The organism is Paenibacillus sp. YAE3 (assembly GCF_057546105.1).
The window spans coordinates 1-22,942 of sequence record NZ_BAAIYF010000009.1; the positions used below are offsets into that span (position 1 = coordinate 1).

Consider the following 22,942-nt stretch of genomic DNA (forward strand, 5'->3'; position numbering starts at 1 on the left):
GTTCTAAAATTCTGCAAGTCTGCCCTTTTCTTCATCCATATAATACCATTTTCGAAAATTACCCCTTAACGACAGTGAATATGCTATCGCTTCTTCTCTGAAACGGAATTATGCAAAACACTCATTTGTTAATAAACAGTCCCATCTCCAAAATAATTTTCGAACATAAAATAACTGGCTTGTAGTTGGCTAATGGATAAGGAGATCAATGACCATGGAACCAGCATCAATGGAGAAAATAAAGGCATTTTATAGTATCAAAAACTTCCTGAATTAAAAACAACAAGAACAAGTTAGTGGTATGCTCGGTTTGACGCCGACTGACCTCACTAAGAGGATATGGGGCAAAGAAAATGAAATGGAATTTACGATTATGATTCATTTATTACAATGGTGCAAAGACATTGTAGGATTCGAAGAAGGTGTGGCTAAACTGACGAATACTGTAGCATCCGATTTGTACATTGAATTAATAAATGGCGAAAAAATCATCGTAGAACCCAGGTGAATCAAGGGTTTAGGAGTTATGGAGAAGGCTTTTCTCAGATCCTTATTCGGATTTTTAGACCCTCATCCCCGCGTTTCCCCTGTCATTTTCCCCGCCTTTCGGACACCAATTTTTATCTATTTTCGTTCACAATTGAACCAGTTCTTTACCAGTTTTTTGTCCTTGTGACCTGACATGAAGGGACTAGAATTTTTATCCCAGAAGTGGGGGAGAAGGCTTGGGGCGTGTTGGAGTAAGGAAGTTTTTAGACAGTAATTTTTTGTTGGTTACAGCATTTTTAACCAGCCGTGAATCCTGCCAAGCTTAAGCGGTTCCGACATACATCAAGGCTTAAAAAATACATTCTGACGGGATAGCTTAAAGGCAGTCAACCCTTGCAATACAAGGAGCGGCTGCCTTTAAGCTTATAGCGGGCCATGACCGAATATAATGGAAAGGCCGCGTAAATGCCCTGCCTCAGCAGCATGGATTCTAAGAGCTGTTGATTTCGATAAAGCAGGTGGATTGTGATGTAGTACAATAATATCTTGAAGGAGGTCGCGAGATGAGCGTTCCGGATCCGAGAAGCGTTTTTCCGATGAAAAATGTCAGAAGTCTCTGTTTCCTAAAAAACATTGTGGTCAATCCTAATATAGAAGTCGGGGATTTCACATATTACGATGATCATGATAATCCGCTAAATTTTGAGAAAAACGTTCTTTATCACTTTGATTTTATCGGGGATAAACTTATCATCGGAAAATTTTGCGCAATTGCATCGAACGTAAAATTTATCATGAACGGGGCGAATCATAATATCAATTCGTTTACGACGTTCCCTTTTGGGGCGTTTGGCGGAGACTGGGAAACGGGATTAACGAATTTAAGCGGAGGTTACAAGGGCGATACAAATGTCGGAAATGATGTTTGGATCGGCTACAACGCTACGATCATGCCCGGGGTTCGCATCGGCAACGGCGCGATCATCGCCTCAAACGCCGTGGTGACCAAAGATGTGGCCCCTTATTCTATCGTCGGAGGCAACCCGGCCCGATTAATCCGTTATCGATTCGACGAAGAAACCATAGAGATGCTTCATGCCTTAAAGTGGTGGGATTGGGATATTGAAAAAATAACGGAATCCATTCCGGTGTTGACGGGCCATGACAAGGCAGCCTTAAAAGAACTGCTGAATCATGTGAAGGAAGCCGATGCAACCGATGGATAAGGCTTGATATCATATACATAATGACAATGACAAATTAATGGAGAGTGGCATGCGTGTCGGTACAAAAAGAGCATCATGGCGTGGTGGTCGATTACGGGAATCCGGCGGTGACGAAGGGCATTTCCGTGTTTGATCCGGAATTCGACTCTTTATTTGCGTATGAAGGCGACGACCTTGGCGTACGTTATACGCCGGAGGCAACCAAGTTCCGTCTATGGGCGCCAACGGCTTCCGAGGCGAAGGTATTGTTATATCCCGTGTGGAGATGCACGTTTGCCGAAGAGATGGACATGACCCGCGATGAAGGCGGGACGTGGACCCTGACCCTTGAAGGCGATTACAAGGGAATCGGCTACAACTATAAGGTGAAAATCGGCGGGCAGTGGAATGAAGGCGTGGATCCTTATGCCACGGCTGTAGGAATCAACGGGGACCGCGGGGCGATCGTGGACATGGAAGCGACGAACCCGGAGCGCTGGACGGAGGATAGGCCTCCGCTTGCATCGCCGGTGGATGCGGTCATTTACGAACTGCACCTCCGGGATTTGTCCATTCATCCAAAGAGCGGGATTTCCCATCGCGGAAAATATCTCGGGTTAGCCGAAGAGGGGACGCGGGGGCCGAAACAGATCCCGACCGGACTTGATCATATCCGCAGCCTTGGGGTAACGCATGTCCAGCTGATGCCCATTTACGATTTTGCGACCGAAAGCGTCGACGAAGCAAAATCCGACGTTCCGCAGTACAACTGGGGATACGATCCGAAAAACTACAATGTGCCGGAAGGCTCCTATGCAACCGATCCTTATGATCCCGCCGTGCGGATCAAGGAATTGAAGCAGCTGGTGCAGACGCTGCATGACAAAGGCCTGCGCGTCATAATGGACGTCGTGTACAACCATGTGTACGATTGGTATTTCATCAACTTTACCAAGCTTGTGCCAGGCTACTACCTGCGCTACAGGGATGACGGGACGCTGTCGGACGGCTCCTTCTGCGGCAACGAATTTGCTTCCGAACGGAAAATGGCCCGGAAATTCATCGTGGATTCCGTGCTGCATTGGGTGAAGGAATACCATATTGACGGTTTCCGGTTCGACCTGATGGGGCTGATGGACATCGAAACGATGAATGAAATCCGCCGTCGCTTGGATGAAATCGATTCCAGCATCATCATGATCGGCGAAGGCTGGAATATGTCCGATACGACGCTGCCTGCCGAGAAGCGGGCCAACCAGGCGAATGCCGCCAAGCTTCCGGGAATCGGCCAATTCAACGACGGGCTGCGGGATGCGGTCAAAGGCAGCATTTTCAACCATGAAAACAAAGGTTTTATCAGCGGGGCGACCGGCTTTGAACAGGATATCCGAAAAGGCGTGGCCGGAGGAATCCGGTACAGCGACAGGCTGCGGCAGTATGCCGAAGAGCCGGTGCAAACGGTCAATTACGCCGAATGCCATGATAATCACACGATGTGGGATAAGCTGGTGCTTTCGACGCCAGGAATCGGGGATGACATGCGGAAAAGCATGCACCGCCTCGGGACGGCGATCGTGCTGACCAGCCAAGGCATCCCGCTGCTCCATGCCGGCCAGGAATTTATGCGTACCAAAAACGGCGTTGAAAACAGCTACAAATCGCCGGATGAAGTCAATTGGCTGGATTGGGAGCGCTGCGCCGTCCACCCCTGCGAAGTCGACTACGTGCGGCGCTTGATCCGGCTCCGGAAAGAGCATCCGGCCTTCCGCCTTCGTACGGCGGAGCAGATCAAGACGCATCTTGTGTTCGAAGAAGCGCCCGCGGGATGCGTGGCATATACGCTGCGCGATCATGCCGGCGGCGACCCGTCGAAGCATTTGTATGTGCTGTATCATGCCAGGGCCGAGGAAACGATCCTTCCGCTTCCAACGTTGGGAGAATGGAGCGCCGTCATGGGCGAGGAACATATTCGATCCTTGAACCCGGACCGGTTGACCGCCGGCGGCATCGGGCTGATCGTGCTGGAAGTCAAACAATAATCCCAAAAAAGGGGAAGTCCCATATCGCGAATGCGACGGGCTTCCCCTTTTTGCGCGCCGGTATCACGGGTTCCAAGGCTTGCAGGCGAGAACGTTCCGCCTCTTTACGTTTTTCCCTTGATCCCGTTCTTTGCTTTTTTATCTTTCAGGGTACGATGTTTTGGATCTCCAGGCTTAGTCTAAACGCCCGAGTAGGCCATGAAACCTCCGTCCACGGGAATGACGGTTCCCGTGACAAAGCCGGATACCGTATCGTCGACCAGCCAGAGCATGGTGCCCAGCAGATCCTCCGGGACGCCAAAACGGCGCATCGGCGTATGGGTGATGATTTTATGAGAACGTTCGGTAAGCGAGCCGTCGGGGTTCGTCAGCAGCGTGCGGTTTTGCTCCGTAAGGAAAAAACCCGGAGCCATCGCGTTGACGCGGATGCCCGTTTCCGCAAAATGCACGGCAAGCCACTGCGTAAAATTGTTGATGGCCGCTTTGGCCGCGCTGTAAGCAGGCACTTTCGTCATCGGGCTGACGGAGCTCATGGAGGAAATGTTCAGCACGGTCGCTCCCGGGCGGCCTGCCATATGCTTGGCGAAAATTTGCGTCGGAAGGAAGGTGCCGATAAAGTTCAAATCCATGACGTTCCGGAAGCCCTCCACGCTGACGTCGAAAAAGGACGTGACATCCGGCAGCGCTTCGTCGCCGCTCCGATAAATTTCATTGGTCGTGTTGGCGCTTGGATGGTTGCCGCCCGCCCCGTTGATGAGGATGTCGCAGCCGCCAAAATTCTCGCGGACCTCTTTTTCCGCCGCCTCGACGCTGTTTTTGTCGGTGACGTCACAGCCAATGGCGACGGCGGTGCCGCCTGCGGCGCGGATGTCTTCGGCGACGGCTTCGCCTTTGGACGCGGTCCGGTTCAAAATCGCCACCCGGGCTCCCTGACGGCCAAGCTCCAGCGCCATGGCCCGGCATAATACGCCCGACCCGCCGGTAATGACCGCCGTTTTGCCTTTCAAGGCTGGGTGGATGGGCATCGTATTCGCATTGATGTTCATACGGTTCCTCCTTTTCCGTGGATGGGTTCGACCCGCTCCAAAGCATCCCACAATCCCCACAAATACATAATGCCAAGCGCCCGGTCATAAAGCCCGTATCCGGGTCTGCATTCTTCGTCCCAGAGATGGCGGCCATGGTCGGGTCTGGCGTATCCGCTGAATCCATGGTCGTGGTACGCTTTGACGATCCCCGCGATGTCGACGGTTCCGTCCTGGGTGCGGTGCGAGGTTTCGATGAAGTCGCCGTTGTCGTAAACGCGGACATTGCGGATATGGGCGAACGGAATCCGCTCGTGGAACTCATGGATCATGCCGATGATGTCGTTTTCCGGATTGGCCCCGAACGAACCGCTGCACAGCGTGATGCCGTTGGAAGGACTATCCACGATACGGAGCAGCCGCCGCAGGCTTTCCTGGCCGGTAATGATGCGCGGCAGGCCAAAAATCGGCCATGGCGGGTCATCCGGATGGATGGCCATTCGAATGCCGCAGCGTTCGGCCACGGGTACGACGGCTTTGAGGAAATAAGCAAGATGTTCCCATAAATCCTCGGCGGAAACGCCTTTATAGGCCTCAAACAGGCTCGTCAAATGCGCCAGCCGTTCCGGCTCCCAGCCCGGCATCGTCAAGGTGCTGTTCCGGTTGATCTCCTCGACAAGCTTAAACGGATCGATGCCGTCGATGCGGGATTTTTCGAAAAAAAGCGCGGTCGAGCCGTCGTCCATCTTTTTGTGCAGTTCGGTCCGGGCCCAATCGAAAACGGGCATAAAATTGTAGCAAATCACTTTGACGCCGACCTGCGCAAGCTTTTCGATCGTTGCAATGTAATTTTGGATATACAGGTCGCGGGTCGGCCGGCCGAGCTTGATGTCCTCGTGAACGTTGACGCTTTCGACCACGTCGAGATGGAGGCCGTGTTTTACCGCCTGGTCGCGGACCTCAAGGATTTTTTCCATCGGCCATTCTTCTCCGGCCGGCACGTCGTGCAGCGCCCAAACGATGCCTTCCACGCCGGGGATTTGCTTGATGTGGCTCAGCGAAACGGTGTCGTTTCCCTCGCCGAACCACCGGAATACCATACGCATATCTACACCGCCTTTTTACGTAATGAATCGGGACGTTCCGCAGCTTTGGGAAGCGGCCTATGTCCGGTCATCGGGCAAGATCTCGAAGTTGGTAGGGCTTACATCTTTTTTTACTTGAAATACTCAGGGTAACGTTCTTTGAGCACGGGAAGGTTTGCGATGCTGAGCCGCATATGCTCCATCATGATCCGCTCGGCTTGGTCGGCTTGCTGCTGCTTGATCGCGAGGAACATCTGATGGTGCTGCTCATAAAGAAGCTCCCAATGCGGATCGGTCCACAGCCACAGGATGCGGGTGCGGTTGAAATGGGCATTCATCTGCTGAATGACGTTCCATGTTCCGCTTTTGCGGCAGCCGTCAAACAAGATCCGGTGGAATTCTTCGTCCAGCTCGAACATGTTTTTGCTGTCCTGGCGCTGGATCGCTTCCCGCTGCTGTTCAAGATTGTGTTCCAGGGCGGCAAGCCGCTCTTCCGGAAAAGCCCCGCAAGCCAGGCGCACGACCGCTTTTTCCAGCTGCTCGCGCATAAACCGGGCTTCCTCGACCTGCTCGGAATCGATCAGCGATACCCGGGTGCCGCGTTGGGGCAGCACAAGCACCAATCCTTCCTGCGCCAGCCGCACGAAACTTTCGCGCACCGGCGTCCGGCTCACCTCAAAGGCCAGGGAGGTTTCCTTTTCGGACAAAGAGGTTCCGGGCGGCAGCTCTAAGCTGACGATTTGCTGTTTCAGCCGCTGATATACCATGCTGCCTGCCGAGCCCGACGGTTGAAGCATACGATCATCCATAAGGTTCACCTCCTAGGTTCCATACTACCATACAAGTATGGGAGTTGGAATCTCGAAATTTGGGCGAGGTTGGGACGAGGGAACTTGGAACTTCCCTATTACCTTTGTGAATACATGTACTTACAATGCTTGGCGTGCATAAAATCCGGTTGACCGGCGGCGAACCGCTTATGCGGCGCGGCTTCCCCGATTTGATCCGAGTGCTGAAAGGCATTTCTGGGCATCGGGGATATCGGCTGCACGACGAACGGACTTCTGATTGGACGGCAGGCGCAAAGTTTGTACGAGGCGGGGCTTCGGCGCCTGAACGTTAGGCTGGATGCCCTGGATTTCGAGTTGTTTGGTGCTGAATGGCCCTAGCGTTGATCTTAAGCGGAAAAAAGCTGCCTGAAGCCATGTATGCTTCAGGCAGCTTTTGCCTATAGGATCCTGAATGCTTCAGGTCAGCGGCTGCGTAATGATCTTGTCTACCATCCCGTATTCGAGGGCTTCCTCGGCGGTAAGGAAGAAGTCGCGGTCGGTGTCTTTATATATCTTCTCCAGCGGTTGGCCGGTTTTTTCGGCGATGAATTTGTTGACTTTTTCTCTCGTTTTAAGGATCCGGCGGGCGGAAATTTCGATGTCGCTGGCCTGCCCCTGTGCGCCTCCTAGCGGCTGATGCAGCATAAATTCGCTGTTCGGCAGGGCATACCGTTTGCCTTTGGCGCCGCCGAGGAACAGGAATGCGCCCATGGAAGCGGCCATGCCCATGCAAATCGTGCTCACCTGCGGCTTGATGTAATCCATCGTGTCGAGGATCGCGAACCCGGATGTGATCGATCCGCCTGGGCTGTTGATGTACAGCGAAATTTCTTTGTCCGGATCGTCGGCGGCGAGGAACAGCAGCTGGGCGATGATGCTGTTCGCCACTTGGTCGTTCACCTCGGAACCGAGGAAAATGATCCGGTCTTTCAGCAACCTGGAGTATATATCATACGAGCGTTCCCCAAGACGGGATTGCTCGACGACGTAAGGAATCGTGTTCATGCATGCAGCCTCCTTCGGGTATTCAAAATGAACCTTGCGAAAGGGCTACGCCGCACGCAACCGAAGGGATATGGACCCGCTTCCGGATGGATGCGCATGCCGCTGCGCAGGTTCTGCTTGCTTGACTTTCCGCAGTTGGACGGCCAGCCGTTGCAGCAGCTCGGGCTGTTCCATGCGGATGGCAACAAGCAGCTGCCGCTGGAACCAATCCGCATCGACAGGCTCCCACTCTTGGGCGGAAGCGGGGGGTTCCGGAAACTCTTCTCCGTTTACATTGTGGCGCGCCCGATGCAAAAGCGATTTGACGGCCGTTTCGCTTGTTTCAAGCGCATCGGCAATATCGGACAACTTGTATTCGAAGACATCCTTCAGCACGAAGGCAAGCAGCTGCTTGGGCGTCAATCGCTCCATCAGCGTCTCCAGTCCGCTGAGCAAAAGCTCCAGCGGTTTGTCGGAGGACGGTTCGTCTACGGACTGGCCCGTCGTTTCGCGCCCTTTTTTGCGCAGCTGGTCAATCCAGTGGTTGCGGGCGATCGTAGCCAACAGCGGGAAGCTTGGCGTTCGTTTGCCTGAAGGGTCCTTTTGGCAAAATCTCAGCGCCTTGAGCATGGAGTCGTGGGCCAAATCCTCGGCGTCCCAAGGATTGCCGGTCACGCTCAGGCAGAAGTGCTTCAGTTTCGGGTAAACGTCTTCCATTTCTTTATGGATTAACATGTTAATCACTCTCCTTGAGAGGCCTCTACATAATAAACGTTTGGGATGGCATTAAAGGATACGGGCGCGCAAAAAAAATTCGCAGCCTTTTTCCCATTATACCCGTTCGTGCATGAAATTCCTTCTTCATCAAAGAACGGCAAGCCCGTTTTTTGGCAAACCGGAAGGGGCCTGAACAGAATGATCGGCCACGTTCGCAAAAGGCAGGGGCTATATGGCTCGGCCCGACTTTGTGGGTTATTTCGGTGGACAGGGACATATGCTGTAAGGTAGGCAACCTCTTCTTCAAAGGAGGGATGGGCGAACATGAGAAGAAGGGCGAGATGGCGAAGCAGAGGCGCCAATAAACCGCGCAGCAGACGGAAGGTATGGCTGATCGCCATATTGGTGTGCCTTATTCTTCTTCTGCAATTTTTTGCGTACGTGGAAAACCACATGAAACCCCCGATCATGCATCTGGCCAAAATCCGCATGAAGCAAATCGGAACGGACGCCATCAACGAAGCCGTCGCATCGCAGGTGGCCAAAGGGGAAAACGCGGAAGAGCTGATCGACTGGAAGATGGACTCCTCCGGCAAAGTATCCGGATTTATGCTGAATTATGCCGAACATATGAAAATCACGTCGGAGACGTTCAAGGTCGTGCAAAATACGCTGCAAAACAAGCATATGCTTTCCGAAAGCATCCCGCTGGGGCAGGCGCTGGGCAGCCCGATTCTTGCTTCTTTCGGCCCGAACGTTCCGATCCGCGTCGAACCGCAGGGGGCCGTCAAAGTGGAGCTGAACACGAGGGAAAAAGACGCCGGCATCAACATGGTGCTGGTCGAGGTTTTCATCCATGTCACCGTGGAAGTGGCGGTCGTCATTCCGTTTGACATGGAGCCGGAGGTGATCGATACGGAAATTCCCGTTTCCTACCTGATGGTCGTCGGGGACGTGCCGATGTATTACTACAACAGCCAGGGCCAGCCCATCGGCAGCAACGGCGCCAATGCGCCGAACATCGCGCTGCCCGGCATTGCCGGCCAAGGGGCTTCATCCCACAAGAGCGGACCCGGGGACCCAAGCGGGGGAGCGGCCGCGGTGCCGGAAATTCCGGCCGGAGAGCAGGGCGGGGCGGAAGAGAAATCCCAGACCGGAAAGGCGAAATAGTGAATATAAAGGTTGACTTTGAGTTGAGACAAACCCATGCAGCGCCTGACACAGGCGCTCCAATGAGTATTTTTGTTTCGGAGATGAGGGATGAATCTTGCAAGTGAGGCGGGTCCCGCACTGGGAGCGGGGCCTCGCCGTATAGGGGAGGACGGAGAGCGCCACAGAGTTGCTATTTTTCGTTAGGGGTAGAACGTGTCGTAGATAAGCATCGATAGAATAACGTCGGTAAACAAGCATTTTAGCAGATAAGGGTAGGCAGACAAGCGTCGCCGGGCAGTTCATGGAGAAATTCATCATCCTCTGAAATGTCTACGGAGGCACAAACAGGGTTAGATCGCTGTGCGTAAGCTGTTCTCAAATTCTAACGGTTGTGACAGCGCCTATGTGGCTTCAAATGGTTCTCTGTAAGTTCTAACGGTTACCAATGGGGTTATTTGAAAGATTACCATATGAAGTTCCACCATAATGCCCAAATAACGTCAACCAGAACCGTTAAAATATCATAACCTCCATTTTCCCGGCATTAACCGCTGTGGCAATCGTTAGAAATTTACTTCCCTACTTTGATTTGCCTCCTCACATTGACTACATCTCCTCGCGTCCAATTGTACCCTCGATTCCCCACATCTCCTCACATTCAATTAGTCTCCATGGTTCCTTATATCTCTTTGCGTTCAATGGTCTTTTTACTGGACTGTCAATAGTAAATCAGACAACTTTTTTAAAGGGCTTTGCTTTGGCTTTTTAGCAACTGCAAAGAAAAAAAGAGAAACCCAGCGTCTCCAAGACGTGGGTTTCTCGACAGCCTGAGCGCCTGACACAGGTGCTTTTTTATGGTTTTATCCGGCGCTTTGGATAACCGACCGGAGCAGATCCCCCGCTTAATAGAGTGATTTTAGCCGTGCTCCCTTTTGCTTTCAGGTTCGGTTAAGCATCGGAATCTATAATTCTGAACAAGCCGCGTTGGGCGGCGAACCTTTTACCGACGGAAGGCGGGGAGGACGATGCAGCATTACGCGGGCCGCTTTATGAACACCGACTTTTCGGTTGCCGTTTCGGACGGCGTGGCTCCCGGGTGGAGAGCACAGATGCGGCGATGGTTTGCGTACGTTGACCGGGAGTGGTCCAGGTTCCGGGATCATAATGAGCTCAGTAGGCTGAATCAAGCGCCGGAAGGGGTGAAGATCGGGCTGCCGCCTCCCCTCTATGATGTTCTAAGGATGGCGGAGCGATATCGGGAGCTGACGGAAGGAAGATTCTCCCCCTTTTTGAAAAGAGCCATGGAGCATCAAGGGTATGACCGCCCGTTTCCGTTTTCCCATGCGGATGATACGCCGCCTTTTACGTTTCAGCTTGAGGAACGCCCCATACGTTTTTGCGGGGGGAACGCGATTGAAAAGCTTACGTCGGAGCAGCTGGACTTGGGCGGCATCGCCAAAGGTTATGCGGTGCAAAGCGCAGCCGAATGGCTGAAACGACAGGGTGCCGGATTCGGCATGGTCGACGGGGGAGGCGACATGACGCTTTGGTCCGATGGATCGAAGGAGTGGAACATCGGCATTGCCGATCCTTGGAACCGGGTGGAACCGATCGATGTATTGCGCCTGAAAAATCGGGCGGTCGCGACGTCCAACCGCCTTTACCGCAGCTGGATGCAGGGCGGTCGAACAAAACATCATCTGCTGGACGGCCGTTCCGGCCGGGTCGTTGAATCGGATATCGTCCAAGCGACCGTCATGGCCCGAGACTGCGTCGAAGCGGAGGTTTGCGCCAAAATGTGCTTTCTGCTCGGCTGCGGGGAACGGGAGGAATGGTTTGCCGAACGTTTTCCGGACGTATTGTATGTGCTGGTTATGGAGGATGGGACGGTCGTACGAAATAGAAGCAAGGAGAGTGCATCATGAAAGCGAACAAAAAGGCAAAATGGATCATAGGCGTCAGCGGCGTGGCATTTTCGGCTTTCGTATTAAGCCAGTTCGGCTCGGCCGATCAACACGCGGCGGATTTCCAAAACAACGGCCAGGTAGAGCAGCAGGAGAGCAGTCCATCGTTCGACGGATCGAATGAGGAGCGGTTTGCGACCCGAGGCGAGCGGCCGTTTGCAGGAAGGCATCAAACCGACGGAACGACTAGAAGGTCTTGATATGGATAGGGTCTTTCAACTTTTCAGTTCCTGGCATGTCATTCGATGGATGGGGCTGCTCGCCTTTTTCTTTTTTACGATTTCATTGGCGTTCGGCATGTTGGGCAGGTTCAACCGTTTCAGAAGGCATAAGGGCTTGTTTCAATTGATTCATATCTCCTCGAGCTGGGCGGGAATCAACGCGTGTCTGGTCCATATGCTGATCCTTATGATCGATCGGTACCAGCCGTATACATTCGCTGCAATATTCGTCCCGTTCGTATCGGATTATATGCGGGCGGCCACCTCGCTGGGCATGATTTCCTTTTATTTGCTGCTTGTTGTTTTATTCACATCGGACCTCCTTATGAGCCGATTAAAACGTTCGGTGTGGAAGGCGGTGCATTTGTTGGTGTTCCCTTCTTGGCTGCTCATGTTGGGGCACGCGTTGTGGATGGGCTCCGACACGTCCGCATGGTGGGGCAAAACGTTATATGGAACCGCGGTCGTGGTGATTCTAACGTTGTTCGTCTTTTATCTGATCGATCGGCAGGCGAATCATAAACGGCAGCTCATCGTCATGGAAGCGCAAGCTCCGGACGATGCGGGAAACGCGTTAAGACGATTTCTTAAATGACAATAGGGACCTTCGCTCAGAAGGTCCCTTTTCTTTTGGCCTTGATCGCCTTCCGTTCCTCCGCCTCCCAGTGGCGCAGCAGCGGGTAGGGATCAAACGACCATTCGGCCAATCCGCTGTCGCGGTAAATGCCGTAATGGAGATGCGGCGGGAATTTGCCTTGGGTGCCCGGCTTGCCGTAACCGGAGCTGCCCACCCAGCCGATCGTTTGGCCGGGGGTGACGATGTCGCCCTGATTGAGGCTTTTCTCGAAGCCTTGCAAATGCGCGTAATAATGGTACCGGTTATCGAGGTCCCGAATGCCGATGCGCCAGCCCCCAAACGGGTTCCAGCCTTTCAGCTCCACGATGCCGTAGCAGGTGCTGCGGACGGGGGTTCCGTACGGCGCGAAAATATCGGTTCCTTCATGGATGCGGTATCCGCCCCAGCTTCGCCCGCTGCCCCACGTGTCCCGGTACGAATACGAAGCCGAAACGGGGAGCGGAAAGGCATGTCCGGACAAATCGAGGGTTTGGAATTTTTCGTACAGCTTGGAAAACTGCAAAATGCGCTGCACCGACCGGCTGTTATGATAATACTCCCATAAGGCGATGCCAAAGTCGTCCTCGGATTGACCGTGCCGAAGAAGATAGGAGGCCATGCTGTAAAGCACGTCCATATCGTCGTTGATGTCGGCGCGGCCGTCGCCCGACCCGTCTTTGCCGTAGCCGTTGAAGATGCTGATGGAACGGGGGTTGCTGTCGTTCCGGTCGGGATTGAACATCCCGCTCCAGACCGGTTCGTTCATGTAAATGCCGGTCAGCCGTTTCGGGTGGCTGCGGTCTTTCGGATGGGCTTTGGTGAGCGTATGCTCGTACTGGTCGACCGCGGCGATCCGGTACCATGGAATCCGGGTGGTCGCCGCTATTTTATCGTAAAGCTTTTTTCGCGAGGCAAGTATGTCCTCCCGGCTCATCTTGTCCAAAGATTCGGCGGTTGTGGCGGATTCGGGATCGGCGCTTCCCCTAACAGGACAAGCCGCGGTACCGAAAAGAACCGCTGCGGCGGTTGCGCTAATCAACAAACGGCGCGCTTTTTTCGGCTTGGATTCGGATTTTTTCATCGTTAACCTCCTGCTGGCAGCTTTTATCGAAGTTTCCGGACGTAACGGTCATAAACTTAGATTGATACAAGGGAAGTCATTTTATCCCGGGTAGAGAAATGGAAGTATTTTGGGGTATTTCATGATATAATATGGGGCATGCAGCAGTAAAACCATGAAGCGAAAGAAGGTCAGATCATTGCCTAAACAAACCGTCAAGGAACCAAAGCCGGACTGGATTCGCATCAAACTGACAACCGGTGACAATTATCAGGAAATCAAGAGCATGATGCGCTCGAAGACACTACATACCGTGTGTGAAGAAGCGCGTTGCCCTAACATATACGAATGCTGGGCGAACCGCACGGCGACTTTTATGATTTTGGGCGATATTTGCACGCGCGCCTGCCGCTTTTGCGCGGTCAACACGGGAAAACCGACCGAGCTGGATCTGCAGGAGCCTGAGCGCGTTGCGGAAGCCGCCGAAAACATGGGGCTGAAGCATTGCGTTGTCACAAGCGTTGCGCGGGACGATCTTTCCGACGGAGGCGCTGGTATTTTTGCCGAAACGATTAAGGCGATCCGCAAACGCCTGCCGCTGTGCAGCGTCGAGGTCCTTATTCCCGATTTCATGGGGAACTGGGATGCGCTGAAGGTTGTGATGGACGCCAAGCCGGATATTTTGAACCACAATATCGAAACCGTGGAACGCATGTCGAATCGCGTCCGCGCGAAAGCGAAATACGACCGCTCCTTGGAGCTTTTGAAAAAATCGAAGGAATTTCAGCCGGATATTCCGACCAAATCGAGCATTATGCTCGGCGTAGGGGAAGAATGGGACGAGATCCTGCAGGCAATGGACGATCTGCGCGCCGTGGACTGCAACATCATGACCATCGGCCAATATCTGCAGCCGTCGCCGCAGCATTTGAACGTCGTTAAATATTATCATCCTGACGAATTTGCCAAGCTGAAGGAAGAAGGCATGAAGAGAGGCTTCAGCCACGTGGAATCCGGACCGCTCGTCCGCAGTTCCTATCATGCCCACGAGCAGGTGAAATCGGCGGCAAGCCATAAATAAAATCAATTTATTCATTTGAGCAGTGGAAGGCAGGGGGAGCACATTTGATTCTGATAGGCGGAAAAAGCTACGAGCTGCTGAAAGACCATAAAAACGGTTGGAACCCTGAAGCCTTTCGCGACCGTTACAGCGAAGTGCTGGACCGCTACGATTACATCGTCGGAGACTGGGGTTACAACCAGCTGCGGTTGAAGGGATTTTACCGGGATAAGCATCCTAAAGCCACCAAAGACACCGCTTTTTCCGGCATGGTGGACTACATTAACGAATACTGCAATTTTGGATGTGCTTACTTCGTTCTGCAAAAGAACCGGGACGTTCAGCCGAAAGAGAAGGACAAGGAAAAAGATAAAGAAAAAGATAAGCCCGAAAAAGCAAAAGGCGGTTCCCAATAGGAGCCGCTTTCGTTTTGCTTAAACCCATTTATTGAACGGCACGCAGGCCGCTTTTATGAATGATGCATGTTAACCCAGGAAAGCCTCCCTGACGCGGTTCCAAAACGGAAACGGGCGGTAACGGGCAAAGCTGACCTTTTCCTTCGCGACCTGGCAGCGCACCGAAATCAAATCGTCCACTTGAATGTTGATATGGTCGATCGTGAGCAGCAGCCGCTGTTCCTTTCGCGAAAAAATGTCGGTATGGTGGTGTTTCGGCAGCAGCAGGGGAGATCCCATCGTGCGGAACACGCGGTTGTTGATCGACGCGATTTCCGCAATCTGCAGCGCCTCGATCGTCGGGTGCACCATCGCGCCGCCAAGGCTTTTGTTGTACGCGGTGCTGCCGGTCGGAGTCGAGATGCATATTCCGTCGCCGCGGAACATCTCAAAGGTCTGGTCATTGATGTCCACCTGGGCGACGACCGTGCCGTCCATGCCTTTCAGCGTAAACTCGTTTAAAGCGATATAGGAAGTATTGCCCGATTTCCGGTGGATTTCCAGCTCAAGCAAAGGATATTTCACGATCCTCGGCCGGACGGAGCCGGACTTGCTGGCGGAACTCATCAGCTCGACGAGCTGCGGGAGCTCGTCTGCCTGCCAATCGGCGTAAAAGCCGAGATGGCCGGTATGGACGCCAACAAAAGCGATATCGGGAATATGGTCGATAAACGTATGGAAAGCATGAAGCATCGTCCCGTCGCCGCCGATCGAAACGACGATCTCGGGGGATTCGGCATCGAGCCGAAAACCGTGCTTGGCCGCCATCTTGTGGAACTGCTCACTTAAATCAACGGATAACTGATCACCGCGATCCAGAACATAATATCTCAAGAGAGTTAAGCTCCTTTATTTGGGGATATAAAGATCATAAACAATATCGGAGCATAACACAACGTTATTTCACCTTTCCGCATGCAGCCGCCGCCAGATCGAGCGAACGAACGTCCATAACAGCGAGGCTGCGGTAATGAACGCGATCAAGAGGCAGAAGTACGCCAACCGGTCGGCGAACGCGCCGGGAGCCCATGCAAACCCCGGGTCCGGCACGAAGGGCTGGAATGCAGGTGCAGGCAACAGCTTGCCCATCACCGGATTCCACAGCAGCAGGACAAGCGCCGCCGCCAAAACGGCATGGATCAGGCGGGCAAACATAAACGGCAGGTACCGTAAATTGGTGGCATGCAGGATGCTCGCGATTTGCGCATGAACCGAAAGGCCTCCCCAGGATAAAATAAACGCCGCCGCCGCCGCTTTGAAGGGCAGTGGAATGGAGGCCGCCGCTTCTCCGGCGGAACGGGCGCCAAGCGTCACCTCAAAAAGCCCGCCCACAAGGGCCTCGGACAGCGAAGGGGGGAACCCCCCGATCTTCAGCAAATGTTCCAGCACCAGGTACAAGCTCCTCATCACGCCGGCCTGGGTCAGAAGCTCCAAAAAAACCGAAAAGAATACGACTAGCCCTCCAACGACAATAATAAGCCTTAATGAGGATTCCACGGCCTGCCGTATCATTTCGCCCAAACTCCGGCCGTCTTCCATTCTTGCATGATGCATCGCCGCAAAAGCACGCCGAATCCGGCTGCGCCGATTTTTTACGTTTTGCGCCGATTTGCCCGAAGCGCCCGAAGCCGCAGGCATGCTGTGCCGGCTCCCGTGGAAACGCATGAGCAGCCCGATCAAAAAACCGCCGCCGTAGTGGGAAATCGCCAAAATAACCGCCATTTTCGGGTCATGGAAAAATCCTACGGAGACGGCTCCGATCAGAAAAATCGGATCCGAAGACGTCGTAAAAGCGACGAGCCGTTCGCCTTCGTCCCTGGTCACCATGTTCTGTTCCCACAGCTTGGCCGTCAGCTTGGCGCCGATCGGGTAGCCGGATACGTAACCCATGGCCGCAACGAATCCTCCGCTGCCGGGAATCCGGAACAACGGCTTCATCAGCGGGTCGAGCAGCGTCCCGAACAAATGGACGACGCCGAAGCCAAGCATGATTTCCGAAATGATAAAAAACGGGAACAAGGAAGGAAAAAGGACGTCCCACCATATCTCAAGGCCTCGCAAGGCGGATTCCAGGTATGCCCCCGGGAACAGCATCATGAGTAGAAGGAGCGCGGCAAGTGAAACGATCATGATCGGAAGACCCAGCTTTTTTACGGACATAGTCACACCTTCCTGTTCATGGGTCAATGGAAATGAACCTGTATACCCAAAATTTATGTTTCGCATCGGACAAACAGTACAAAAAAAGTTAGAAAGCGTTTACAAAAACGGGTGTTTTTTTGGCGAATGTATGTTAAAATATACAAACAAAACCTCAATTTAAAGGATTAAATTTGAATATATGGATGGAGTGATGGGATCATGAGTATTGTCGCCGGTGTTCTGGTCTGCGCCTTCGTGTATGTCATTCGCGCCTCACTGGTCCATCCTGGGGAAGAGGATTGGAGCAGCTACTAATCATTATCTTGAAGGAGCTAAACAAACGTTTAGCGCCTTTTTTTGTTTTTTGATATACTTGGAAATGAAACCATGCGCCTCTTCGGCTTTTGGGTCCTGCCTGCTTGAAACACCATGGATCCACAGACTATAGAACGAAAGACATGAAAGGAACGTGGGGATGTGGCTTTAGAACCTCTTTATACCATTAAAGTAACCTGCAGTTTTTGCGAACATGAATTTCAAACCTCGCGGGTCCGTCCCAGCTTCAAGAAAGCCATCCGGACCGATTCCGACTTTTGCGCGTATTACAAGGACGAAAATCCGGATTACTACGTCGTCAGGGTTTGCCCCAAATGCGGGTTTGCCTCGACGGAAAACTCGATGGAACGGCTGAACGATTCGCAAAAAAGGCGGTTCGAAAGCAGCATCAGCAGCCGCTGGACCTGCAAGGACTTCGGAGGGCGCCGGAATTGGGAAGCGGCTTTGGAAACGTACAAGCTCGCTTTGCTCGTCGCCCAGACGATCGGTGAAAGGGAGCGGATCATCGCAAGCCTGCTTCACCACATCGCCTGGCTGTACCGGTATAAAGGAGACGAAAAACAAGAGCAGCGTTTCCTGAAATACTGCCTGGAATCATACATAAAAGTTTATGAACTCGAAGGCGTGGGCGCAAACAACGCCCGTCTTTTATATTTGATCGGGGAGCTGAACCGCAGAATCGGCGCTTTCAACGAAGCGGTCCGTTGGTTCTCGCGGGTCATCAACGACAAAAACATCATCGACGCGGCCATGATCCGGGCCTCCCGCGAACAATGGGGCGTTCTCCGCGAGCAAATGCTGGCCCGCAAACTGGAGCTGCCGTCCGAAATGAATCCGGCTTAAGCAAACAAAAACACGCATGACTCATGCGTGTTTTGCGTACAAAGACGGTTATTTTATCGGACAGGCTGGTCGAAGCGAAGATAGTCGTTATCCGTTTCGATGACGTTCAACCTGCTGCTGCAGCAGGGGAAAACCACCAGCTTTTTGCGGCCTTCGTTGACGGTTTTCAGTTCGCTGGGCTTCAGGTTCAACCTCACGTTCCGGGCACCGCAAAAAGGGCATTCATGCACATAGATGTCGCCCATCTGTTTGTCGTAAGGCCAAGTATGCGAAAAAGGGATCATGGCTTGTCCTTCTTTTCCGCTTCTTTGGCATCGGCCGGTTCTTTGCCGAGCTCCGCGATTTTTTGCAGCAAAATATGCTGCGGCATGTGCATGAGATGTTCGAGCGGCACTCCCAGTTTTTCGGACAGCTTGACGGCCGTTTCCGGCGAGATTTGCAGTGGTTTCATGGCAAGCATCCCTCCATTCGGATCTATTTCAGTCCCTTTGGGACCTGTTTGCAGGATTGTTCCCTTACGTAATACACCTTATCACGAAAACCGTTCAATTGAAATCCTATTCAAAGAAAGGTGATTGTTTATGAATAACCCATTGAAATTGACCTGGGATTTGGAATCCATATTTCCGGGTGGTTCATCTTCTTCGGAATACCAAACGTTCCTGGATACGCTCGAGAAGGATCTCCGCCAGCTGAAGCAGGACGTGGAAGCCGCCCAAGCTCCGGCCAGCGTTCAGGAGACGGAAGCGTTCGACGCGATCATCGCATCGATGAGCAGCTGCATTTCCCGCCTTTCCGAAGGCAGCGCGTTTGTCAGCTGTTTGCAGGCACAGGATCAGAGCGATAAAAAAGCCGTTCAGCTCTCCGGCCGCATCACCGGCTTGCATGCGCTGCTCAGCACGATTACCACGCAGTTCGACGATCTTCTCGCCCGCACGGACGACGATACTTGGAAAGCCTGGATGCAGCGCGAAGAGGTGCAGCCGATTTCCTTCGTCCTGAATGAAAGCAGGGATCAGGCACGCGAAAAGATGAGCCCTGAGCTGGAAAGCCTGGCGCTGGATTTGGCCGTAGACGGTTACCATGGCTGGGGCGATCATTATGATACCGTTGTCAGCCATATCAAAATCCCGTTCGAAAAAGACGGGGAGACCGTATTGCTGTCCGCGGGGCAAGCGCATAACAAACTGCATGACGCGGATAAGGAAGTCCGCGACTCCATGTTCGTCAAGTGGAAGGAAGCATGGGCCGAGAAGGCCGATTTTTGCGGGGATACGTTAAACCATCTGGGCGGCTTCCGCTTAAAGCTGTATGAGCGCCGCGGCTGGGACGAAGTATTGAAGGAGCCGCTCGCCATCAACCGCATGTCCAAGCAGACGCTGGACGCGATGTGGGGCGTCATTCAGGACAACAAGGCGATGCTGGTCAAATATATGGAACGCAAGGCCAAGCTTCTCGGCGTCGACAAACTGAGCTGGGTCGATGTCGAAGCGCCGATCGGCAAGGTTTCCTCCACCGTGTCTTACCAGGAAGCGGCGGAAACGATCGTGGAGCAGTTCCGCAAATTCAGCCCGAAAATGGCCGATTTTGCCGAAATGGCTTTTGACAAGTCGTGGATCGAAGCCGAGGACCGTCCCGGCAAACGCCCTGGCGGGTTCTGTACCTCCCTGCCTGTCAGCAAAGCGACGCGGATTTTCATGACATACAGCGGCACGGCTTCGAACGTGTCTACGCTCGCGCATGAGCTGGGACACGGATATCATCAGCACGTGATGGACGACCTTCCGGTATTCAACCAAAACTATGCGATGAACGTGGCCGAAACGGCTTCGACGTTTGCGGAAATGATCGTTTCCGACGCCATGGTGAAAAAAGCCGGCGACGAGCAGGAAAAGCTTGCGCTGCTTGAGGACAAAATCCAGCGGAGCGTTGCGTTCTACATGAACATTCACGCCCGTTTCCTGTTCGAAACCCGCTTCTACGAAAAACGCAAAAACGGTTTGCTTAGCGTCCAGGAGTTAAACGATTTGATGGAAGAAGCGCAAAAAGAAGCGTATTGCGACGCTTTATCGGCTTATGAGCCGACATTTTGGTGCTCGAAGCTGCATTTCTACATCACCGGCGTTCCTTTCTACAATTTCCCGTATACGTTCGGATATATGTTCAGCACGGGCATCTACGCGCAGGCGCTTCAGGAAGGCAGCGGCTTCGCGGACAAATACGATGCGCTACTGCAGGATACCGGCGCCATGACCGTCGAAGAGCTGGCGAAAAAGCATTTGAATGCGGACTTGACCGGACGGGAGTTCTGGCAAAGCGCTTCCGATCTCCTCAAACAAGACGTGGAAGAATTTTTGGCCATGACCGATTCTATGGCTTAAGGCCTGCTTGAACTCGGCACGGAACGATAAAAACAGGAAAAACCGCCCTTGATGGCGGTTTTCCTGTTTTTTTGCGTTTGAAAGGAAAAATCAAGGATTTTGTCATATTAACCAGAATTATATCGGAATCTAGACGAAAAAAGGATCGAAAAAGCGAAAGTGTTAGGAATAAATACCCAATTATGTTTTATATTGTTGTCTGTTCCGGCACCCTGTCTTATAATGAGTCATAAGCCCTAATTATTTTGGCGAAAGTTGAAGAGAGGAAGAAGGAAATGATGAAAACTGAGCAATTATCCCTAGCAAGACAACTTGATCTGGTCTTCAAGGAACTTGAAGAAGAGCTTTCAGGCCTATCGTCAGGAACGGTGTTTGTGCAAATACGAAATAACACCATCGGCAAATTCGGGATTCGTCATCATCCGCTGGAGGGAAGAAACGGAGAACTGCGATCCGGGGATTCCGGCTTGACTCCGGTTCAATATTCTTCATTCCGCATCATGGCGCTTGAAAGCCTGAAGTACAAACGCCACTGGACGCACGGCGAAATCAGCTATGAGTTTGCGGTCCGGCAGGGCTCGATCATCGTCGACGCCATTTTGGAGTCGAATTATAACATGGCGAATTTAATGATCCGCTATCCCAGACATACATATTCAGATTCATTGACCGAAGTTTTTTAACCAGATACGCTCAGCAGCTTGAAGCAAGCAAAAAAGGCAACCTCGAAGGCTGCCTTTTCTTGCGGACGTTTTGGCCGCAGGACGGCAGGTATGGCTCACGCCTTGCCGCCGACCGACATGATATCACATTATACAAATGCCGAAAGCAGATTATTGACGACCGGAAAGCTGCTGTTCTGCGATTTGTACCAGACGTTTCGTGATGTAACCTCCCAAAGAACCAGTCTCGCGGGAAGTCATGTTGCCGTAGTATCCGTCTTGAGGGATTTGAACGCCAAGCTCTTGAGCAGCTTCAAACTTCATTTGTTGAAGAGCTGCGTTAGCTTGAGGAACCACCAGGTTGTTGGAACGGTTGCCGCGTCCTTGGTTTTGTTGTCCTGCTTGACCCATGATTGTCACCTCCTTTGAACTTTATGGTGTTATTATGGTTTTAAAGATTTGAAAACATGCGGTAAAAGAGAACGAAAAACGGTGGGAATATTTTACATGATTACGGCCTTTGTTGAAAAAATGGGGGCACGCCGACTTTTCGTCGAAAGCAGCTTGTACGGTTTGACAGTAAAATTTGCGTTTTTTCGTAAAAAGGCGCCCCTTCGACATATGTCGAAAGGACGCCTTTTGCGTAATCCTTCGTATGTTAAGACCCTGCAGGGTACACCATATCAAGATGCAAATCCATTTCAACCGCTTGCCCGGGCTCCAGCCGGATCAAGCCCGTGACATCGGGTCCCGCATCCAGATTCGGAGCGTTCGGGAGCCAGGTGTAGGGCTCGATGCACAAAAATTCCTTGGCATCGCCTTTGGTGTATAGGACCCAATGCTTATAATATTGCGGATCCGCCGAATATTGAAGCCCGTAACCGTCGCTGCGCATCAATGTCGCAACGGCCGGCTGGCCTTGTCCGATTCGGAAAAGCGTGTCGAAATTCGTTCCTTGAAGGTTTAAACCTTCATTAAGTTGTTCCAAAGGCCCCAGCGGCAGCACTTCGCCCGTCGTCAACAAATCCTGATCCAGACCGTAGACGGCGTCCACCGGAAGTTTAAGCGTCCATTCTTCGGGTTGCCCATCCAGCAGGAACCACGTATGGTACCCGATTCCGAAAGGCACGGGCTGATCTCCCAAATGGGTCACCTTAAAATGCTGGGTCAATCTTGCCCCCTGCAAACGCATCGTGACTTCAAGCCTCATCGGTGCCGGAAACTGCCGCATCCAATTCGGATCGTCCGCGGTCAGAAATTCCGTGGTTACCGCACAGCCTTCTTCGTCTTCTTCGATATCGCTGACTCTCCAAGGCTGCGTGCGATGCAGACCATGGATATGGTTGTCCCCGGCCGTGTTGCGGTCGAATTGATACTTGCGGCCTTCATATTCGAAGTGCCCCCCGCGGATTCTGCCCGGAGGAATGAGCATCGGCATGCCGAAATGATAGGGTTTTTGCATATAAAATGCCAAATCGTTCTCATCGGGTGTTCTTAAGACTTGTCGGTTCTGGATGTTGTCCCAGATGGAAATCACGTTGTTCCCCAGCCACGGCAGCAGCGTGACTTCAAGCTCGCGACTATGAAGGATGTAAGTATCGTAACCATTCCATTGCCCTTTGGTCACTTGTTTCATATCGATGCTCCTTTTCCAATCTTTGAATTCAGTTCGTTAA

The 22,942-nt window shown here is 52.6% G+C and carries 23 protein-coding genes and 1 pseudogene; 12 read left to right on the forward strand and 12 right to left on the reverse strand.

The window, feature by feature from the left end; all coding sequences use genetic code 11:
• Positions 1-1,052 precede the first annotated feature (1,052 nt).
• On the forward strand, positions 1,053-1,715 hold the full coding sequence (locus tag AC27KL_RS17740; RefSeq protein WP_487170523.1) for a CatB-related O-acetyltransferase: 663 nt from the start codon (positions 1,053-1,055) through the stop codon (positions 1,713-1,715).
• A gap of 53 nt (positions 1,716-1,768) precedes the next feature.
• Positions 1,769-3,733, forward strand: a complete 1,965-nt coding sequence (gene pulA, locus AC27KL_RS17745) for a type I pullulanase (protein ID WP_487170524.1) — start codon at positions 1,769-1,771, stop codon at positions 3,731-3,733.
• A 179-nt stretch (positions 3,734-3,912) separates the two neighbouring features.
• Here the strand turns inward: pulA and AC27KL_RS17750 are convergent, their stop codons facing one another.
• The 3 genes from AC27KL_RS17750 to AC27KL_RS17760 all read right to left on the reverse strand — a co-directional run bounded on the left by AC27KL_RS17750 (position 3,913) and on the right by AC27KL_RS17760 (position 6,652).
• Complete coding sequence (locus AC27KL_RS17750) at positions 3,913-4,779, reverse strand: SDR family oxidoreductase (protein WP_487170525.1); 867 nt, start codon at positions 4,777-4,779, stop codon at positions 3,913-3,915.
• A complete protein-coding gene (gene uxuA / locus AC27KL_RS17755) occupies positions 4,776-5,864 on the reverse strand; it encodes a mannonate dehydratase (RefSeq protein ID WP_339322337.1) in 1,089 nt (362 codons plus the stop codon). The genes AC27KL_RS17750 and uxuA overlap by 4 nt, the downstream gene beginning before the upstream one ends.
• Positions 5,865-5,974: 110 nt before the next feature.
• On the reverse strand, positions 5,975-6,652 hold the full coding sequence (locus tag AC27KL_RS17760) for a GntR family transcriptional regulator (protein WP_487170526.1): 678 nt from the start codon (positions 6,650-6,652) through the stop codon (positions 5,975-5,977).
• Between the two features lie 110 nt (positions 6,653-6,762).
• Between AC27KL_RS17760 and AC27KL_RS17765 the strand changes: the two are divergent.
• A pseudogene (locus tag AC27KL_RS17765) lies at positions 6,763-6,997 on the forward strand (radical SAM protein); the annotation flags it as partial.
• Positions 6,998-7,090: 93 nt separating this feature from the next.
• Here AC27KL_RS17765 and clpP read toward each other — a convergent pair.
• Positions 7,091-7,678, reverse strand: coding sequence for an ATP-dependent Clp endopeptidase proteolytic subunit ClpP (gene clpP / locus AC27KL_RS17770; RefSeq protein WP_487170527.1), 588 nt, complete (start codon positions 7,676-7,678; stop codon positions 7,091-7,093).
• Between the two features lie 45 nt (positions 7,679-7,723).
• Complete coding sequence (locus AC27KL_RS17775) at positions 7,724-8,392, reverse strand: RNA polymerase sigma factor (RefSeq protein ID WP_339322334.1); 669 nt, start codon at positions 8,390-8,392, stop codon at positions 7,724-7,726.
• Between the two features lie 306 nt (positions 8,393-8,698).
• Between AC27KL_RS17775 and yunB the strand changes: the two genes are divergently transcribed.
• From yunB to AC27KL_RS17795, 4 genes are all read left to right on the forward strand, one after another.
• The gene (yunB, locus tag AC27KL_RS17780) at positions 8,699-9,544 is read left to right on the forward strand and encodes a sporulation protein YunB (protein ID WP_339322333.1); all 846 of its coding nucleotides are present in this window, start codon (positions 8,699-8,701) and stop codon (positions 9,542-9,544) included.
• A 1,007-nt stretch (positions 9,545-10,551) separates the two neighbouring features.
• The gene (locus AC27KL_RS17785; protein ID WP_339322332.1) at positions 10,552-11,451 is read left to right on the forward strand and encodes an FAD:protein FMN transferase; all 900 of its coding nucleotides are present in this window, start codon (positions 10,552-10,554) and stop codon (positions 11,449-11,451) included.
• Positions 11,448-11,690 carry a hypothetical protein gene (locus AC27KL_RS17790; RefSeq protein WP_339322331.1) on the forward strand — a complete coding sequence of 81 codons (243 nt, stop codon included), beginning with the start codon at positions 11,448-11,450 and terminating at the stop codon, positions 11,688-11,690. Before AC27KL_RS17785 ends, AC27KL_RS17790 begins: the two co-directional genes overlap by 4 nt.
• Position 11,691: 1 nt before the next feature.
• Positions 11,692-12,306 carry a hypothetical protein gene (locus tag AC27KL_RS17795; RefSeq protein ID WP_339322330.1) on the forward strand — a complete coding sequence of 205 codons (615 nt, stop codon included), beginning with the start codon at positions 11,692-11,694 and terminating at the stop codon, positions 12,304-12,306.
• A 16-nt stretch (positions 12,307-12,322) separates the two neighbouring features.
• Here AC27KL_RS17795 and AC27KL_RS17800 read toward each other — a convergent pair whose 3' ends face one another.
• Positions 12,323-13,408: a M23 family metallopeptidase gene (locus AC27KL_RS17800; protein ID WP_339322329.1), complete on the reverse strand. Its 1,086-nt coding sequence runs from the start codon at positions 13,406-13,408 to the stop codon at positions 12,323-12,325.
• Between the two features lie 154 nt (positions 13,409-13,562).
• On the opposite strand from AC27KL_RS17800, the gene lipA reads away from it, so the two are divergent.
• Both lipA and AC27KL_RS17810 read left to right on the forward strand, forming a co-directional pair.
• Positions 13,563-14,468, forward strand: a complete 906-nt coding sequence (gene lipA / locus AC27KL_RS17805) for a lipoyl synthase (RefSeq protein ID WP_339322328.1) — start codon at positions 13,563-13,565, stop codon at positions 14,466-14,468.
• Positions 14,469-14,512: 44 nt separating this feature from the next.
• Positions 14,513-14,863: a YutD family protein gene (locus AC27KL_RS17810; protein WP_339322327.1), complete on the forward strand. Its 351-nt coding sequence runs from the start codon at positions 14,513-14,515 to the stop codon at positions 14,861-14,863.
• 69 nt (positions 14,864-14,932) lie between these two features.
• Here the strand turns inward: AC27KL_RS17810 and AC27KL_RS17815 are convergent, their stop codons facing one another.
• On the reverse strand, positions 14,933-15,736 hold the full coding sequence (locus AC27KL_RS17815; RefSeq protein WP_339322326.1) for an NAD kinase: 804 nt from the start codon (positions 15,734-15,736) through the stop codon (positions 14,933-14,935).
• Between the two features lie 69 nt (positions 15,737-15,805).
• Positions 15,806-17,062, reverse strand: a complete 1,257-nt coding sequence (gene ylbJ / locus AC27KL_RS17820) for a sporulation integral membrane protein YlbJ (protein WP_487170528.1) — start codon at positions 17,060-17,062, stop codon at positions 15,806-15,808.
• Between the two features lie 459 nt (positions 17,063-17,521).
• Between ylbJ and AC27KL_RS17825 the strand changes: the two genes are divergently transcribed.
• Positions 17,522-18,223, forward strand: coding sequence for a DUF2225 domain-containing protein (locus AC27KL_RS17825; RefSeq protein ID WP_036708959.1), 702 nt, complete (start codon positions 17,522-17,524; stop codon positions 18,221-18,223).
• 53 nt (positions 18,224-18,276) lie between these two features.
• On the opposite strand, the gene AC27KL_RS17830 is transcribed toward AC27KL_RS17825, so the two are convergent.
• A complete protein-coding gene (locus tag AC27KL_RS17830) occupies positions 18,277-18,507 on the reverse strand; it encodes a hypothetical protein (protein WP_339322323.1) in 231 nt (76 codons plus the stop codon).
• The gene (locus AC27KL_RS17835; RefSeq protein WP_339322322.1) at positions 18,504-18,674 is read right to left on the reverse strand and encodes a YycC family protein; all 171 of its coding nucleotides are present in this window, start codon (positions 18,672-18,674) and stop codon (positions 18,504-18,506) included. The genes AC27KL_RS17830 and AC27KL_RS17835 overlap by 4 nt, the downstream gene beginning before the upstream one ends.
• 130 nt (positions 18,675-18,804) lie before the next feature.
• Between AC27KL_RS17835 and AC27KL_RS17840 the strand changes: the two genes are divergently transcribed.
• On the forward strand, positions 18,805-20,604 hold the full coding sequence (locus tag AC27KL_RS17840; RefSeq protein ID WP_339322321.1) for a M3 family oligoendopeptidase: 1,800 nt from the start codon (positions 18,805-18,807) through the stop codon (positions 20,602-20,604).
• Between the two features lie 275 nt (positions 20,605-20,879).
• Positions 20,880-21,287: an O-methyltransferase gene (locus AC27KL_RS17845; protein ID WP_339325236.1), complete on the forward strand. Its 408-nt coding sequence runs from the start codon at positions 20,880-20,882 to the stop codon at positions 21,285-21,287.
• Positions 21,288-21,437: 150 nt separating this feature from the next.
• Here the strand turns inward: AC27KL_RS17845 and AC27KL_RS17850 are convergent, their stop codons facing one another.
• Both AC27KL_RS17850 and AC27KL_RS17855 read right to left on the reverse strand, forming a co-directional pair.
• Entirely contained in the window at positions 21,438-21,677 is a 240-nt protein-coding gene (locus tag AC27KL_RS17850; protein WP_036708966.1) for an alpha/beta-type small acid-soluble spore protein, read from the reverse strand.
• A gap of 247 nt (positions 21,678-21,924) precedes the next feature.
• The gene (locus tag AC27KL_RS17855; RefSeq protein ID WP_339322320.1) at positions 21,925-22,902 is read right to left on the reverse strand and encodes an aldose 1-epimerase; all 978 of its coding nucleotides are present in this window, start codon (positions 22,900-22,902) and stop codon (positions 21,925-21,927) included.
• Between the last annotated feature and the right edge of the window lie 40 nt (positions 22,903-22,942).